The organism is Chryseobacterium sp. 27AL, from assembly GCF_057815395.1.
Map to the genome: position 1 here is coordinate 12,830 of NZ_JBYRIW010000016.1, position 16,412 is coordinate 29,241.

14 protein-coding genes are annotated in these 16,412 nt (G+C 37.4%); 6 read left to right on the plus strand and 8 right to left on the minus strand.

Going from position 1 to position 16,412, the window contains the following annotated elements; translation table 11 throughout:
* Window positions 1–17: 17 nt before the first annotated feature.
* The 3 genes from AC3WV0_RS16315 to AC3WV0_RS16325 all read left to right on the plus strand — a co-directional run bounded on the left by AC3WV0_RS16315 (window position 18) and on the right by AC3WV0_RS16325 (window position 5,812).
* Window positions 18–2,720 (plus strand): DUF7619 domain-containing protein, encoded by a 2,703-nt coding sequence (locus AC3WV0_RS16315; protein WP_488847135.1) that lies wholly within the window; start codon window positions 18–20, stop codon window positions 2,718–2,720.
* 119 nt (window positions 2,721–2,839) lie between these two features.
* Window positions 2,840–3,484 (plus strand): MgtC/SapB family protein, encoded by a 645-nt coding sequence (locus tag AC3WV0_RS16320; RefSeq protein WP_488847136.1) that lies wholly within the window; start codon window positions 2,840–2,842, stop codon window positions 3,482–3,484.
* 189 nt (window positions 3,485–3,673) lie between these two features.
* On the plus strand, window positions 3,674–5,812 hold the full coding sequence (locus AC3WV0_RS16325) for a S46 family peptidase (RefSeq protein WP_488847137.1): 2,139 nt from the start codon (window positions 3,674–3,676) through the stop codon (window positions 5,810–5,812).
* Window positions 5,813–5,896: 84 nt separating this feature from the next.
* Here AC3WV0_RS16325 and AC3WV0_RS16330 read toward each other — a convergent pair whose 3' ends face one another.
* Window positions 5,897–8,761, minus strand: a complete 2,865-nt coding sequence (locus AC3WV0_RS16330) for a M16 family metallopeptidase (protein ID WP_488847138.1) — start codon at window positions 8,759–8,761, stop codon at window positions 5,897–5,899.
* A 560-nt stretch (window positions 8,762–9,321) separates the two neighbouring features.
* Here AC3WV0_RS16330 and AC3WV0_RS16335 point away from each other — a divergent pair.
* From AC3WV0_RS16335 to polA, 3 genes are all read left to right on the plus strand, one after another.
* A complete protein-coding gene (locus AC3WV0_RS16335) occupies window positions 9,322–9,456 on the plus strand; it encodes a hypothetical protein (protein ID WP_488847139.1) in 135 nt (44 codons plus the stop codon).
* Window positions 9,457–10,041: 585 nt separating this feature from the next.
* Entirely contained in the window at window positions 10,042–10,206 is a 165-nt protein-coding gene (locus AC3WV0_RS16340; protein WP_488847140.1) for a hypothetical protein, read from the plus strand.
* Between the two features lie 87 nt (window positions 10,207–10,293).
* On the plus strand, window positions 10,294–13,140 hold the full coding sequence (gene polA / locus AC3WV0_RS16345) for a DNA polymerase I (protein ID WP_488847141.1): 2,847 nt from the start codon (window positions 10,294–10,296) through the stop codon (window positions 13,138–13,140).
* 50 nt (window positions 13,141–13,190) lie between these two features.
* Here polA and AC3WV0_RS16350 read toward each other — a convergent pair whose 3' ends face one another.
* The 7 genes from AC3WV0_RS16350 to AC3WV0_RS16380 form a co-directional block, all read right to left on the minus strand.
* The gene (locus AC3WV0_RS16350) at window positions 13,191–13,517 is read right to left on the minus strand and encodes an FEKKY domain-containing protein (RefSeq protein WP_488847142.1); all 327 of its coding nucleotides are present in this window, start codon (window positions 13,515–13,517) and stop codon (window positions 13,191–13,193) included.
* Window positions 13,518–13,866: 349 nt separating this feature from the next.
* Window positions 13,867–14,421, minus strand: a complete 555-nt coding sequence (locus tag AC3WV0_RS16355; protein ID WP_488847143.1) for a hypothetical protein — start codon at window positions 14,419–14,421, stop codon at window positions 13,867–13,869.
* Between the two features lie 5 nt (window positions 14,422–14,426).
* The gene (locus tag AC3WV0_RS16360) at window positions 14,427–14,825 is read right to left on the minus strand and encodes an immunity 22 family protein (protein WP_488847144.1); all 399 of its coding nucleotides are present in this window, start codon (window positions 14,823–14,825) and stop codon (window positions 14,427–14,429) included.
* A gap of 50 nt (window positions 14,826–14,875) precedes the next feature.
* A complete protein-coding gene (locus AC3WV0_RS16365) occupies window positions 14,876–15,439 on the minus strand; it encodes a YdeI/OmpD-associated family protein (RefSeq protein WP_488847145.1) in 564 nt (187 codons plus the stop codon).
* A gap of 40 nt (window positions 15,440–15,479) precedes the next feature.
* Window positions 15,480–15,788: a hypothetical protein gene (locus AC3WV0_RS16370; RefSeq protein ID WP_488847146.1), complete on the minus strand. Its 309-nt coding sequence runs from the start codon at window positions 15,786–15,788 to the stop codon at window positions 15,480–15,482.
* A gap of 102 nt (window positions 15,789–15,890) precedes the next feature.
* Window positions 15,891–16,181: a type II toxin-antitoxin system RelE/ParE family toxin gene (locus AC3WV0_RS16375; RefSeq protein WP_488847147.1), complete on the minus strand. Its 291-nt coding sequence runs from the start codon at window positions 16,179–16,181 to the stop codon at window positions 15,891–15,893.
* Window positions 16,163–16,399 carry a hypothetical protein gene (locus AC3WV0_RS16380; RefSeq protein WP_488847148.1) on the minus strand — a complete coding sequence of 79 codons (237 nt, stop codon included), beginning with the start codon at window positions 16,397–16,399 and terminating at the stop codon, window positions 16,163–16,165. Before AC3WV0_RS16380 ends, AC3WV0_RS16375 begins: the two co-directional genes overlap by 19 nt.
* Window positions 16,400–16,412 lie beyond the last annotated feature (13 nt).

Consider the following 16,412-nt stretch of genomic DNA (forward strand, 5'->3'; position numbering starts at 1 on the left):
AAATTTAAATAATAACCATGAGAAAAATCTACTTGATAATTTCCTTTATTATGTTTGCTGTGTTTCAGGCACAGATTGTAAATATTCCTGATCCTGTTTTCAAAGCCAAACTTATTTCTTCTACAACAACCAATGGTATTGTAAGCAATAACTCTGGAGCCAGTATTAAACTTGATGCGAATGATGATGGTGAAGTTCAGATTTCCGAGGCATTAGCTGCTTCTAAAATTGATATTTATAACAGTGCAATTACAGATCTTACGGGAATCAATTCTTTTACGAATCTAAAAACATTATATATCGGTAATAATAATCTTACTTCTATATCGCTAAATCTACCCATTTTAGAAGTTTTAAGCTTTGGAAATTCCGGTCTGAGCACTGTAGACATTATGTCGTGCCCGAATCTTGTAGTGGTAGATGCAGATTATTTCAATGCTACATTTTCTTTGAACAGCAATACGGTAACACATCTTACGGTTGGGGGTGATAACCTTCAGACAATTAATTTACAAGGACTTACCGCATTAAAACAAATAAATGCAAGCGGGCCGGCTTTAGAAACGATAAACGGACCTAATATGCCGACTCTGGAAGAAGCATACATTAGCTATTCTCCCATGCTTTCCCAAATCAATTTCAGTGGATCTTCCAATTTCCAAAAACTGGATGTTCATAATACAGGTTTATCCAACTTGAATCTCACCAACTATTCAGGTCTTATTTTTCTGAACTGCTCCAATAATACATTTACAAATGTCGTTTTGGATGGATGTACTTCGCTTTCGAATATCAGTTTAGAAAACAACAACATATCAACCATAAGCATGAATGGCGTCAATGCGATCGGAAGTGTTAATCTTAGCAATAACCAGCTGACGTCAATCTCATTTTCTAATCTTCCAAGTCTAGGATATCTGGATCTGAGAAATAATAGCCTTTCAAATATTATATTAAATAATCTTCCGAATCTTTGGTATCTGTATGTAACCACCAATCAGCTTACTTCTTTAAACCTGTCCACCGCAACGAAAATAAAATCATTGCTTTGTTCTTACAACCAGCTTTCGAATATAGACGTAAGTATGCTTGCCGATCTCACGAATATTGAATGTTCTGGAAACAAGATTATTCAGCTTGATTTATCAAATAACAAATTATTGCAGAATATAAAATGTAATTATAATCCGGACCTTGAACAGGTATTTATTAAAAATCAAACGGTTCAGCCTTCCAATGTAAATTTTATTTTTCCCAATCCAAGCTTAAAATATATTTGCTGCGATCCCGCTGAGGTTACCGATTACACGAATCATGCTTCAATGTATAATCCTGGCGGCAATACTGTTGTCAACAGTGACTGCTATTTTATTGCGAATGCCAACCATTCTGTTCAGGGAAATACAAAATATGACATCAACAATAATGGATGTGACACCACAGACCCGAATAGAGCCTTTCAGAAATTTTCCATAGTAAACAGTTCTGCTTCAGGTACTTTTATAGCAGGCAGTTCAGGTAGTTTTTCAATCCCTGTACCGATAGGATCAACCGTTATAACTCCGGTTATTGAAAATCCTGGTTATTTTAATTTTTCGCCGGCAAGTTTTACCGCAAATATTACCACTTCAACGAACAATTTAGCTCAAAATTTCTGTATTACGGCAAACGGAAACCACAATGATCTCGAAACGTCAATCATTCCGGTTACTGCAGCAGCACCAGGCTTTAATGCAAAATATAAAATTATTTATAAAAACAAAGGCACCAGCGCACAATCGGGAACGGTTTCATTCAGCTATAATGATAATCTTACGGATTACTTAAGCTCAACGGTCTCCCCAAATTCCGTTTCAGCCAATTTATTAAACTGGAATTTTACAAATCTTCTTCCTTTTGAGACAAGGGAAATTACCGTGACTTTAAAATTAAACACTCCGACACAGACTCCGGCTTTGAACGGCGGCGATGTACTTCACTATACAGCCCAGGTGAACGGAGCAACTGACGAGATGCCTTCAGATAATTCTTTCACACTCAACCAAACTGTTGTAAACTCTTTCGACCCGAATGATAAAACATGTTTAGAGGGAACAACAATTACCCAGGCAAAAGTAGGAGATTATGTACATTACCTGATCCGTTTTGAAAATACAGGAACGGCAAATGCACAGAATATTGTCGTAAAAGATGATATAGACGCTTCCAAATATGACCTGTCAAGTTTAGTATCCCTGGCTGGAAGCCACGATTTCGTGACAAGAATTACGGGAAACACCGTAGAATTTATCTTTGAAAATATTCAGCTTCCTTTTGATGATGCCAATAATGACGGATATGTTTCATTTAAAATCAAAACAAAATCGACATTGAATATCGGTGACAGTTTTAGCAACAAAGCGGGAATCTACTTTGATTATAATGCTCCGATTATTACCAACAACTTTACGACAACTGTTCAGAACACTTTGTCTGCTTTAGAAACCAACAAAGAAAACAATACCGTTTCCATCTATCCGAATCCGGTAAAAGATGTTTTAAACATTCAGTCAAAAAATGAAATTACAAAAGCTGAAATCTTCGATGCAGCCGGAAGAATTTTAATTTCAACTTCTGCAAAAGGAAATTCAATCAATGTTTCCGAACTTTCAAAAGGAAATTATATCATCAGATTATCTACAAAAGATAAAACATTTATTCATAAATTTATCAAGAATTAATGTCAAAATAATTAGTAAAAGGCTGTCCGTTCGGGCAGTCTTTTTTGTTTGTAATCTGAATCATAACAATGAAAATATTTTTTGTTGTAAATTTATTCTAAGAAGTTAAAAATTTAAATATGGAATTTTTAAAAGATCACTCTATTCAAAATGAATTGCTGCTGATTTTCATATCGGTTATTCTGGGATTGCTGATTGGTGCGGAGCGCGAATACAGGAATAAATCGGCAGGACTGCGTACCTTTATTCTGATCTGCTTCGGATCCAGTCTTTTCACAATTCTTTCCATAAAAATCGGGGTAGATGATCCCGACCGTATTGCAGCCAATATTATCACAGGAATCGGTTTTCTGGGAGCCGGCGTTATTTTTAAAGGTGATAATAAAATAGACGGAATCACTACCGCAACTACCATATGGGCAACAGCTTCGATCGGAATGGCGATCGGCTCGGGGTACGTCTACCTGGCCTTTTTGGGTACGGTCTTAGTATTGTTGGTATTAAGTTCCCTGAATCATTTTGAAAAACTGATTGACAGAGAACATAAAATAAGGGAATACAAAATTGCTGTTGTCAACTATCATGATGTTGGTTACTGCGAAGAGCTTTTCAGAAAACATCGCCTGAAATATGCCATTTCAAAGCAGCAGTACACACAGGGAAATCTCGCTACTTCATGGATTATCACGGGTAAAAACATCAACCATGAAGCGTTAATGAAAAGCCTGATGGAAGATGAGCGCATTATTGCTTACCAGTTTTAGGCAATCCTAATTTATTTTTTTCTTTAAACCAAAGCATTCAGCGAAAATATTTCACAGCTGATCTATGATCCATTCAGTACAAAAAGTAGATTACGTTTTGTAACAATCTCATTTTCAAAATTAAAAAACCGACATACCCAAAAATGCCAAACTCGTAATTTCTTCGTAAATTGGAGCAAAATTTTGATTATGACAAAAAAGATACTCTTATCCGTATTTCTTTTGCCGGCTGTAATGACGTTTGCACAGCAATACGGGGGAATGTGGATACCGACAGAGCTGAATGAAAAGGAAATGAAAGATCTGGGAATGAAAATCTCTGCCAAAGAGATCTTCAATCCTCAAAAAGCAAGCATTAAGGATGCAGTAGTACAGTTCAATGGCGGCTGTACTGCGGAAATCATTTCTCCCAAAGGTTTATTACTGACCAATCACCATTGTGGTTACGGGCAGATCCAGGCACATTCAACCGTTCAGAATGATCTTTTATCAAACGGATTCTGGGCCAAAAATACCGATGGTGAACTTCCGAATCCGGGTGTAACTGTCGATTTTATTGTTGACATAAAAGAAGTTACCAATCAGATCCTACAAGGTACAGACAATCTTACGGAGCCCGTGCTTTCCAAGCAGATCGCCAAAAATATTGAGATTTATAAAAACTCACAGAAGATCGAGCCGTACCAGTCGATTTCCGTAAAACCGATGTATTATGGAAATAAATTTTACGCCTATACCATCGAAACCTACAAAGATATCCGTCTGGTAGGAGCTCCGCCACAAAGCATCGGAAAATTCGGCTCCGATACCGACAACTGGGTTTGGCCAAGACACACCGGAGATTTCTCCATGTTCAGGATTTATGCCGATAAAAACAACAAACCGGCAGAATACTCCAAAGACAATGTGCCATATGTTCCAAAGCATTTCCTTCCAGTTTCCATTAAAGATAAAAATGAAAATGATTTCACATTCGTTTTCGGATTTCCTGGAAGAACCACGGAATATCTTCCTGCCATTGCGGTTGAAAAAATCATGAAAGAAATTGATCCTGCAAGAATTGCAGTGAGAGATGTAGCGTTAAAAACATTAGATGAAAAAATGCGTACCGATGATGCCACACGGATTCAATATGCTTCAAAATATGCTTCAGTAGCGAATTACTGGAAAAAATGGATCGGCGAAGTGGAAGGTTTAAAAAAATCTAATGCTGTAGAGAAAAAAGTGATGTATGAAGGTTCTTTAGTGGCTAAAAATCCTGAAATCAAAACGACTTTAGATCAACTAAACAAACTTTATAATGATCAGGCTCCGTTTGCTTTAAATAATGCGTATTATTCTGAAACCATCAGAAATGCAGAGACTTTGATGCTCGCCAACCTGTATTACAATTATATCACTTCAGTAGAAACAGGCAGAATGGATGAAAAGGGGACAACTGCCTTTAAAAAGAAAATCACCTCTTTCTACAAAGATTATAATGCCGAACTCGACGCAAAAGTAACGGCAAAATTACTGGCTTTATACGCTAATAAAACAGATGCCCGATTCTTACCTGCAGGATTTGAAAAGTATAAAAACGAGGCTCAAAACATCCCGACGATCGAAGACGCTTCTAAAAATTCCATTATTACAGGAAGAAGTGAAGTAAATGGCGCTTCTTTAAGCAAAGACATTGAAAAAGCTTTCTCTAATCAGGATAAATTGATCAAGACCCTGAAAAAAGATCCTGTTTTCCAGATTTATACGGCTATGAGAGATACGTATATGACGAAGGCTGATCCCCAGTTTACTTCTCTTCAGACCAAAATTGATGCGCTGCAAAAGACCTATATGGCCCAGCAGATGGCTACGGATAAAGACCGAAAATTCTTCCCGGATGCCAATTCTACATTGCGTGTTACCTATGGAAAAGTGAAAGGTTCTTCACCAAGAGATGCCGTTTCTTACAGCTATCAGACGCATCTTGCCGGAGTAATGGAAAAATACGTTCCGGGAGACTATGAATTTGATGTTCCTAAAAAACTGATTGACCTTTATACCAAAAAAGATTTCGGTCCATATAAGGATAAAACAGGTGATGTACCGGTAGGATTTACAGCCACCAACCACACAACAGGAGGAAACTCCGGAAGTCCAGCTCTGGACGCCAACGGAAATCTTGTCGGACTAAACTTCGACAGACAGTGGGAAGGAACGATGAGTGACATTAATTACGATCCGCGTTTCAGCAGAAATATCATGGTGGATACAAAATATATCCTCTTCATCATTGATAAATTTGCCGATTCAAAATGGCTTATTAATGAAATGAAAATCGTGAAATAGTTTTAATCAAAACAATAATAAACCCCGAAAATTTACTTCGGGGTTATTTTTTAACTCTTTAGAGGTTCTAAAAACGTCTTTGGATTAATGTCCGAAAATATCTTTCAAACTGACTTCTTTAAAATCTCCAATCTTGTTCACAGCCTCCCTATTGAGATTTTCTTTCTTACCAATAATGGCAGTATTAAAATGTACTGATTTAATATAATTGTTATAAAAGTCCTTCAGATCTTCAAACTTCAGGCTTTCGATCTGCTGATAAATATCTTTTCTGAAATCATAATCAATATTCAGTTTTTTAAGCCTTAACGTATTAAAGAAAATATTCGTCCTGGTAATCCTTGTGGAAGCAATCTGCTTCAACGCTGCATTTCTCGCGTTTTCAAACTGTGCCGGAACTTCAGGAAGCTCAGCCATCAGCTCGGTCATGGTATCTACTGCAATCTGTAGTTTATCCGGCTGGGTACCGATATACGTTGTGATATAATCCGGATGATTCAGTTCCGAATTGGCAGCATAAGAAACATACGCGGAATAAGCAAGGCTCTTGCTTTCACGAATCTCCTGGAAAACAATAGACGACAATCCTCTGCCGAAATATTCATTAAACACATTGATCTTTCCGAAGTTTGCAGTATCGACCATTTGCCCCTTCCCTACACGGCTCATTTCCATCTGTACCATGTCGTAGCTTGTAAAATAAACATTTCCGGTGGTTTCGGGTTCGGGATAAATTTTAGGTTCCGGGATAACTATACTTTCCGTCTCAATATATTTTCCGATATAGCCTTTAAAAACTTCAACATCTCTTCCATAGAAAAATATCTGGTACGGAAAATGGAAAAGTTTTTTAATTCTTTCCGTAAAGACCTCAACATTACTGCTTTCAAGCTCTTCTTTTGAGATGACATCCGTGAATCTGGAAAACTCGCTAAGCTTGGTATAATTCGTTAAAGCTGTCATGATGCGGGCCTTATCTTTCTTTACGGCCGCACGGTTTTCAAGCATGGTTTCCACAAACTGTTCATAGATTTCCTGATCAGGTTTTACCTCCTTCATCCAATGCTGCAAAAGCTCAATACCTTTAGGGATATTTTCTTCAAGACCGTTCAGTGAAATCGTAAGCTGATCGTTTGTTGTTTTAAAATCATTTGTGATTCCGATTTTAAAAAACTCTTTTTTCAGATCATCCGGTGAAAACTTTTCTGTTCCCAAATATTGAAGAATCTGTGTAGAAGTCCCGAGGTCACGGTCATGATCACTTCCGAAAGGAAAGATAAAGTGTACCTGCGCAATATCATTGTATCTGTTTTTGACGAAGCTCAGCTTTTTACCTTTGACCACATCCGTAAGAATTTCTTTATCATAATCGATAAATTCCGGCTGAATATCTTCTGTTTTTTCTGCCAAAATCTGCTTGAGAAATTCAGACTGAGCCTCACGATTAATCTTTACCGGAGTAATTCCGGGGTTTTCAACGCGGATCAGTTTATCATTAATTCCTTTCTCTTTATTTATGATCACATAATTCTCTTTAAAAAACTCGTTGGCAAAACTGATAACATCTTCCTTGGTAAATTTCGCATATTCGTCCATTTCATTCAGCTCCTGCTCCCAGGTTCTGCCTTTGATGTATGTGTCGTACAGGTTGGTAGCCAGCCCGTCAGCTGTTTCCAGCGCTTTCATTCTTTGAATTTTAAAATCATTAATGATCGCCGTCAGCATCCAGTCCGGAAAATCTCCTTTTTTTACCAGCTCAATCTGCCCGAGTACCAGGTCTTTTGCTTCTTCTAAAGTCTGTGTTTCCTTCGGAACAGCCACAATAGAAAAATAGCCATACTGTTTCAAGCCTATGGAATAAGCCTGTGCCCATAGCAATTTTTGGGTCTGATTGATATTTAAATCCAATAATCCTGCTTCTCCCCTGTTGCTTAAAATATTGGCGACGATATCAGCAAGCATCACTTCTCTTGTTCCGTAGCTATCCGTTCTCCACGCCAGCTGAACTCTTGGGGTTGTCGGACTTTTAACAGTTCTTTCAACAATGCCTGAAATAGGTTGTTCGATAACTGGCGTTTTTTTCGGCAGCTCTCTGTAAGAAATGGCTCCGAAATACTGATCAATGAGCCTGATGGTTTCATCAAAATCAAGATCTCCAACCATCACCATTGCATAATTATTCGGAACGTAATATTCGTCAAAATAAGTATGAATCGCTTTCATAGAAGGATTCTTCAGGTGTTCCGCCTTTCCTAAAGTAGTTTGCTGACCGTTAGGATGATTCGGAAAAAGAGCATCCATCAGCTCATACTGAACCAATCTGGAATCATTATCCTGCGCCCTGTTGAATTCTTCATACACTGATTCCAGCTCCGTATGAAAAAGCCTTAACACCAATTCTGAAAATCTTTCCTTTTCAATTTTCAGCCATTTTTCCAGCTCATTGTTGGGAATATTATTTTTGTAAACTGTCTCATCAAACCATGTGTGGGCATTGGTACCTGTAGCTCCCAATGAAGAAATAGCTTTGTCATACTCATTGGCAATGGCGTATTGACTTGCTTCCTGTGAAAGCTCATCTATTTTACGGTAAATGACTTTCTTCTTTTCAGGATCAGACTCAGCCTTATGTTCTTCGTACAGATCCGAAATTTGATTTAGCAATGCACTTTCCTTTTCCCAATTCTGCGTACCGAGCTTTGAGGTTCCTTTAAACATCATATGTTCAAGATAATGTGCCAGGCCCGTATTGTCGGAAGGATCATTATTGCTCCCGGTCCTTACCGGAATATAGGTCTGAATCCTGGGAGCATCAAAATTCTGGGCTAGAAAAACTTTTAAACCATTTTTCAAAGTGTAGATTCTTACCCCGTTTTCATCATTGGAGACCGTAATGTATTCGTAATTTTTATCTTTATGAATTGTTTCGCTGTATTTTTTTTCTGCCATATCAATCATTTTCATTCTAAAACCAGAATGCCGTACAAATGTAAGCAATACAAAAAGAACTCTATGTGTTTTGTCAAGATTCGCTGAGGTTGAGTCTGTTTAGCTTTTTATAACCACAAAAGTCACAAAAGATTTAGGTTAAAACTTTGCGCATATTTTAGAACAAAATCAAAGATTTTCATTGAGTGCCAGAATATGCGTCTCGCTTGTCATTCCCGCAGGGAATCCAGACGTGAATCTTTCCATGCGAATCTCTAATATTATGTTGAGATTCCCTTCGGGAAGGACAAACATTGTGTTTGATTCTTTGTAATTGTATTATATCCCTGGGTTCATGGTTAGAACACAGAAATAAAATCAAAGATTTTCATAGGGAGTGCCAGATATGCGTCTCGCTTGTCATTCCCGCAGGGAATCCAGACGTGAATCTTTCCATGCGAATATCTAATACTACGTTGAGATTCCCTTCGGGAATGACAAACATGGTGTTTGATTCTTTGTAAATGTACTTATATCCCTGGGTTCATGGTTAGAACACAGAAATAAAATCAAAGATTTTCATGAAGAGTGCCAGAATATGCGTCTCGCTTGTCATTCCTGCAGGAAATCAAGACGTGAATCTTTCCATGCGAATCTCTAATACTACGTTGAGATTCCCTTCGGGAATGACAAACATGGTGTTTGATTCTTTGTAAATGTACTTATATCCCTGGGTTCATGGTTAGAACACAGAAATAAAATCAAAGATTTTCATAGGGAGTGCCAGAATATGGGTCTCGATTGTCATTCCCGCAGGGAATCCAGACGTGAATCTTTCCATGCGAATCTCTAATACTACGTTGAGATTCCCTTCGGGAAGGACAAACATGGTGTTTGATTCTTTATAATTGTATTATATCCCTGGGTTCATGGTGAGAACACAGAAATAAAATCAAAGATTTTCATAGGGAGTGCCGGATATGCGTCTCGATTGTCATTCCTGCAGGGGAATCCAGACGTGAATCTTTCCATGCGAATCTCTAATACTATGTTGAGATTCCCTTCGGGAAGGACAAACATTGTGTTTGATTCTTTGCCAATGTATTTAAATCATTGCGCTGTAATTATCTTTTGTGACTTTTGTGGTTAATTCTGAAATCATCGCGCCAAAAAAGACTCAAAGTTGAACCTTCATGACTCAACAACCAGGCAAAAAGAGTGGATTTCGAGTATAAAAGACTCAACGACGAGGTAAAAAGACTCAAAAACCAGTTTAAAACACTCAACGATCACTCAAAAGAGTGGATTTTGAGTATAAAAGACTCAACAACGAGGTAAAAAGACTCAAAAACCAGTTTAAAAGACTCAACGACCAGGCAAAAAGGCTCAACGACGAATCTAAAAGGCTCAACAACCAGTCTAAAAGGTTCAAATTTGAGGCAAAAAGGGTGGTTTTCAATTATTGAAACATCAAATTGCATTCATTAATATCTCTGGTTAATCATTCCCATATTTCAATATAAAAAGAACACTTTTTCTTATATTTGTTCCTTATGGACAATATAGACGCAACTCAAGATAAAAGATTATTTCTCATTGATGCTTATGCAATGATTTTCAGAGGATATTATGCTCTGATCAGAAATCCCAGGCTTACCAGCAAAGGGCTTGATACTTCTGCCATTTTCGGATTTACCAATTCCCTGATCGAGCTGATCAGAAGGGAAAGACCTACGCATCTTGCCGTCGTTTTCGATGTGGGTGAAGCCAGCATCAGAACGGGAGATTTTTCAGAATATAAAGCCAACAGAAGCGAAACGCCGGAAGCCATTCAGAATGCCATTCCGTATATTCACAGAATTTTGCAGGCCATGCATATTCCTATTTTAGGAGTTCCGGGATATGAAGCAGATGACGTGATCGGAACCATTGCCTGTAAGGCAGAAAAAGAAGGTTATACCACATTCATGGTAACTCCTGATAAGGATTTTGCACAGCTTGTTACCGATAAGATCAAAATTTATAAGCCGGGCTTAAAAGGTGGGGACATTGAGATTTTAGGCGTAGAAGAAGTTAAGGCCAAATATGAAATTGAAGATCCCAAACAGGTCATTGATTTCCTGGCCATGATGGGTGACTCCGTAGATAATATTCCCGGGCTTGAAGGGGTGGGCGAAAAAACAGCCATGAAATTCCTGAAAGAATTCGGAAACATTGAAACGCTTTTAGCCAACACAGACAAACTGAAAGGCAAGCTTAAAGAAAAAGTAGAAGCTTCGGCAGAGCGTGGAATTTTATCTAAAAAGCTGGCCACCATTATCTGTGATGCCCCTATTGAATTCCACCAGGAACAGTATGATCTGGAGACTCCCGATTTTGAAAAAGTAAAAGAGGTTTTTGACGAAATAGAATTCAGAAGGCTCTATGAAAATCTTTACCGTGCTTTTGCAACCACGTCTCCGGGACCTGTTGTAATTGCCGAGGTAGATATTACCATTGCGGAAACGCCACAGCAGAAAGTCGCACAGGCAGTGGGACAGCTGGATCTTTTTGCGACGTACGAAGAACTGGATCAGGCAACTTCCACAAAATCTACCATTGAACAGAATGATCATCTGTATCAGTTTATTGATAACCCTAAAGCTCAGAAGATTCTTGTCCAAAATCTCCTGAAGCAAAAAGTCGTGTGCTTCGATACGGAAACGACCTCTCTAAATGAATTGGAAGCCGAGCTTGTGGGAATGAGTTTCAGCTATAAAAAAGGACTGGCTTACTACATCCCTTTATCGGAAGATCAGGGTGAAGTATTGCAGACTCTGGAAATTTTCAGACCTTTTTTCGAAAAAGAAGATCTCATCAAAGTAGCGCACAATTTGAAGTTTGACTATAAAATCCTCCGAAGATATAATATTACGGTAAAAGGCGCTATGTTCGACACGATGATCGCCCATTATCTTTTAAATCCTGACGGCAGACACGGAATGGATTATCTTTCTGAAATGTACCTGGGCTACAAACCCGTTTCCATTGAAACCATCATCGGAAAAAAAGGTAAAAAACAGGGAAATTTCAGGGATGCAGATCTCAGGACTCAAACTGACTATGCGGCAGAAGATGCTGACGTAACCTTCCAGCTGTATGAGCTTTTTGCCCCACAATTGAAAAAAGAAAACTTAGAAGACCTGTTCTTCAGTATCGAAATGCCTTTAATGGAAGTTTTGGCTAAAATGGAACTGGCCGGAATTTCTCTTGATGAAAAATGGCTTGCCCAGGAAAGCATTGATCTGGAAAATGATCTGAAGCAGCTTGAAGCAAAAATTTTCGAACTTTCTGGAGAAGAATTTAACGTCAATTCACCCAAGCAGCTTGGAGATATTCTTTTCGAAAAACTGCAGCTCGATCCGAAAGCCAAGAAAACCAAAACCGGACAATATGCCACTTCGGAAGATATCCTTCAAAAACTGGCGTCCAAACATGAAATCATCCAGCATATTCTTGAATACAGAACTTATCAGAAATTAAAATCAACCTATGTGGATGCATTGCCGTCACAGATTGAAAAAACAGACAATCGTGTTCACACCAATTTCTCACAGACCACTGCAGCCACTGGTCGTCTGGCAAGTGTAAATCCGAACCTTCAGAACATTCCGATCAGGACATTGAGAGGTCAGCAGATCCGTGGAGCATTTGTTGCCGGAGAAGGTAAAAAGATCATTTCTGCCGATTATTCACAGATCGAACTGCGTCTGATCGCTGAAATTTCCGGGGAAGATAATATGATCAAGGCTTTCCAGAACGGAGAAGATATCCACGCTTCTACAGCGGCGAGATTATTTGATATTCCACTTGAAGAGGTTTCAAAAATCCAGCGAAGCCAGGCCAAAACCGTAAACTTCGGAATTTTATACGGACAGGGAGCATTTGCCCTCGCCGAGCAGACCGGATTATCCAGAAGTGAAGCTAAACAGATGATCGACGCCTATTACGCTACTTATCCGAAACTGAAGGAATACATGGCAGAGCAGGTGAAAAGAGCCCGGGAAATCGGTTATGTGGAAACCATTCTGGGAAGAAAACGTCACTTAAAAGATATTAATTCCAATAATTTTGTCGTGCGTGGTCACGCCGAAAGAAATGCGGTGAACGCCCCAATTCAGGGAAGTGCCGCTGATGTGGTGAAAATGGCGATGATTAAAATTCAAAAAGAGTTGGAAAAGGAAAAGCTACAAACCAGAATGCTGTTGCAGGTACATGACGAATTGGTTTTTGAATCGCCGGTTGATGAAATTGAAGTTGCCACCAACATCATTAAAATGGAAATGGAAAATGCGATTGAGACGCAGGTTCCGTTGCTGGTAGAAGTGGGTGTTGGTAATAACTGGCTGGAAGCGCATTAATTATAAATTTAAATATAAAAACTTCCACGATTTGTGGAAGTTTTTGATATTTATCTATTGCCTATATTTGGTATTGTTACCTTTTTTAAATTATCAGTTTCCTTATTCATTTTTTCTTTCCAGCCTTTTCCATTTCTTTTTTCAAGGTAAGGTTTTACGATCTCTTCATATTTCTTTTGCCCTTCCCTATCAATGGCATCAATGGTACAGCCTGTATTTTCATAATTTATTCCAAATTTTTTTCGGATGCTGTCAATTTTATCAAGTGTTTCAGCATCGTATTCCGGAATAGAAAATCCGCCCGAAAATCGATAGGTAACGTTGTCTTTTTTTATATCTTCCTTCGCCTGTTGAATGTATTTTATTTTCAATTTCATTAATTGCTTTTCGGGTTGAAATATAAGAGTCAACAGTAGCATAAAGAAAATAACCCAGTAGTAAACCACAAAGTATTGTATACACCAGAAGAAATTTGCTGACCGCATTAAAATTTTTAATTTTCAAAGTACTGATCATCCAAGAAATCAAAGCCAAGAATAGCAGAGCAATACCGAGATAGTGGATTTCGCAATCCTTTACAATCTGAAAAAAATTAAAGTTTAAAGGGTAATTGAGGATATAATACCCGAAAATGTATACTACAATAACTATTACTAAAACAGCAATATTTACAATTAATAATTTTCTGGATATATTTTTATGCACAATATTCAAATTTAATGCTTATCAATAAGGATAATTATAATTTATTTTTTTCAGTTTTTCGGTAAGATTGGTCGCAAGAGCTTCATTAATCAGATTCCATTCTTTATGATTTGTCAGTGTGAAATCTTTATAAATTTTTAAAAATTCGATAAGATCTTCTTTAAAAAGGCGAAAACCTTCGTAATTACCTCTAAGATCATACATTGAAATTTCTGAAAATCCATACAGCAGAAACTGCTCATCATTCGTCAGCTTCTCTTCATAAGAAATTTCGTAGATAACTTTAAGTGCTTTTTTAAATTCCAGGGATGCTGTTAACGAATGGTAAAGGATTCCAAGCATTGCCCGGCAAACTATTTCCAAATCGGCATGTTGAGAATTCTTGTCTAAAATTACAATCAGATCATGAGTATTTTTAGTAATAGAAATTTCAATAAATTCATATTCAGATAGATTCTCTGAAGCTAGAATTTCATCTGCCCAATCTGTAATATCAGCATTCGTAATAATTCCGAATTTTCTAAGTTCTGCAAAAACTTTTAACAGATTTTCGTAATTTCTTATCTGTGCTTTCATAAGTTTCAGACACTAAATTCAATTCCGCCCACATACGTCAGCGAAAAAAAATCATTTTCGACAGAAACAGGTTTCGGAACCTGACCTTTATTCAGAAAAATGATGGCATTAACTTCAAATTTCAAATTGATCTCATTGAGTCTGTTGACCAGAATTGGCAACCATTGCTCGGCAAAAGAATATTCTGCAAATTTTTCATAGATCGTTCTGTTGCCACCCTCAAAACCATATTCTACGAAATCGTGATCGAGCCAGACCGTATCCTGTGATTCCGCAAATTTTGAAATATGGATATCATCAGATTCTTCAAGAAGATAATAGTTTTCATCTTCCTCCACAAAATCATAAAAATCGTCTTCACTGTTGAAATTTCCTACCCAAAAATCTAATGTATCTGTATTCATTACTAACTCTTAATTTAAAGCGCCAAAGTTATGATAATATTAAAGAAGTATCAGAATCTTGGTACTCTTTTTCCCGATTCACTTTCCTCAATTGTCTTCTCCAATCTTGAAATTCTTGTCTTTTCCTGTTTTGCGCTCATAATCCAGTGCAGCATAGCTTTTTTATATGACGGAGCCTGATTGTTAAAAAATTCCCATGCTTTTTTATTTCTCCTGAACTGTTTTTCAAATTCCGGACTCAATGTAGCGGTTTCATTTTCATGGGAGTAAATTGCCGATCTTTCTTCTTTTCTAAGTTCAAAAGCTTTCTGACCCGCTTCGGTCATAAGCCCGGCATCTGTCAGTTCCTCCATCTTTTTTATATTCACGGCACTCCAGATGCTTGTTGATTTTCTTGGAGTAAACCGGATGCTGTAGCTTTCTTCATCAATTGATCTTCTCACACCGTCAATCCAGCCGAAGCATAAAGCCTGATCTACGGATTCAGACCAGGTCATAGACGGTTTTCCGGATCCGACTTTGTAAAAGCCTACCAGCAGTTCTTTTGCTGTCTGATGGTTTTTTTGAAGCCATTGGCGGAATTCCTGTGGTGTGGGGAAGAAAGTTGGTTTCATTTTGAATTCGATTAATATTTTACTGACTCCAGTGATCTTTTTATTCGAGAAAGAAAAAATCATCAATTGTTTCCCCTTTTAAATTTGTCTGTAATTTATAATATCCAATGGGTAATAAGCTTTCATTAGTATAGAGACTTATTTTTGTATCAATCGTCGGAGGAAAAAATGAATGAAGAATTTTAAACTCATATCCATCAAATACCATGTGGATTTTGTTTAAATCATATCCATCTAAATCTTCATTAAGATTATTTTGAAAAATTTCTTCTAGGCCATTAAATGCTCTTTGCTTTAAGTTAAATTTTTCGCAGATTTCAGCTAAATATAAGTGTAGGTCGGCTATCATCCTTATTTTACAGATATCAAAATTAATCATTTGACTTGAATAATAGATCAATTATTCTTATTGGTCAATTCAATTTTGTGAGAAAGAAGGATCTTTTTTATATTAATAAGCTGGCTCATACCTTCTTCCATCCCAAACTGAAAGAACAATCAATTCAGAATCGGAAAATTCGTAAAAGACTAAATAATTACGAACAATTTTAACTCTTACATTTGCAGCATTTGTTTTTCTTCCTAGGGTTGGGTTTTCAGAGAGTAATTGAAGAGCATCCGTAATTAGCTTATTAAGCTTTATGCTGAATGTTTTAGACTTGTTTCTGGATATCCAGTATTCAAGGACTTCTTTTCTTTCGATTTGAGCCTTCAGGGTCCAGATTATTTTTCTTTTAGCCATTGTTCAATATCCTGATTGGCTTGTTCGTCGGTAAGAAATGCAGAACTCTTATATTCCTGTTGGGCTTCTGCAATTCTGTCTTTTTGAGAATCGGTAAGAATATATTCACCAGTATCCAATTCAAAATCTAAAAGCTTTTGAATCTCCTCAACAATCCTTTGTTCTTTCAGTTGAGTAATTCTTTGGATTAAATTAATTTTTAAATCTGATGCATTCATCCTTTTGAATTTT

Bases quoted from the DNA above. Each gene is read 5' to 3' on its own strand.
- AC3WV0_RS16380 (WP_488847148.1), bottom strand. From the start codon at position 16,399: ATGAATGCATCAGATTTAAAAATTAATTTAATCCAAAGAATTACTCAA.
- polA (WP_488847141.1), top strand. From the start codon at position 10,294: ATGGACAATATAGACGCAACTCAAGATAAAAGATTATTTCTCATTGAT.
- AC3WV0_RS16355 (WP_488847143.1), bottom strand. From the start codon at position 14,421: ATGAAAGCACAGATAAGAAATTACGAAAATCTGTTAAAAGTTTTTGCA.
- AC3WV0_RS16325 (WP_488847137.1), top strand. From the start codon at position 3,674: ATGACAAAAAAGATACTCTTATCCGTATTTCTTTTGCCGGCTGTAATG.
- AC3WV0_RS16375 (WP_488847147.1), bottom strand. From the start codon at position 16,181: ATGGCTAAAAGAAAAATAATCTGGACCCTGAAGGCTCAAATCGAAAGA.
- AC3WV0_RS16365 (WP_488847145.1), bottom strand. From the start codon at position 15,439: ATGAAACCAACTTTCTTCCCCACACCACAGGAATTCCGCCAATGGCTT.
- AC3WV0_RS16370 (WP_488847146.1), bottom strand. From the start codon at position 15,788: ATGATAGCCGACCTACACTTATATTTAGCTGAAATCTGCGAAAAATTT.
- AC3WV0_RS16330 (WP_488847138.1), bottom strand. From the start codon at position 8,761: ATGGCAGAAAAAAAATACAGCGAAACAATTCATAAAGATAAAAATTAC.
- AC3WV0_RS16335 (WP_488847139.1), top strand. From the start codon at position 9,322: ATGAAGAGTGCCAGAATATGCGTCTCGCTTGTCATTCCTGCAGGAAAT.
- AC3WV0_RS16350 (WP_488847142.1), bottom strand. From the start codon at position 13,517: ATGAAATTGAAAATAAAATACATTCAACAGGCGAAGGAAGATATAAAA.
- AC3WV0_RS16360 (WP_488847144.1), bottom strand. From the start codon at position 14,825: ATGAATACAGATACATTAGATTTTTGGGTAGGAAATTTCAACAGTGAA.
- AC3WV0_RS16320 (WP_488847136.1), top strand. From the start codon at position 2,840: ATGGAATTTTTAAAAGATCACTCTATTCAAAATGAATTGCTGCTGATT.
- AC3WV0_RS16315 (WP_488847135.1), top strand. From the start codon at position 18: ATGAGAAAAATCTACTTGATAATTTCCTTTATTATGTTTGCTGTGTTT.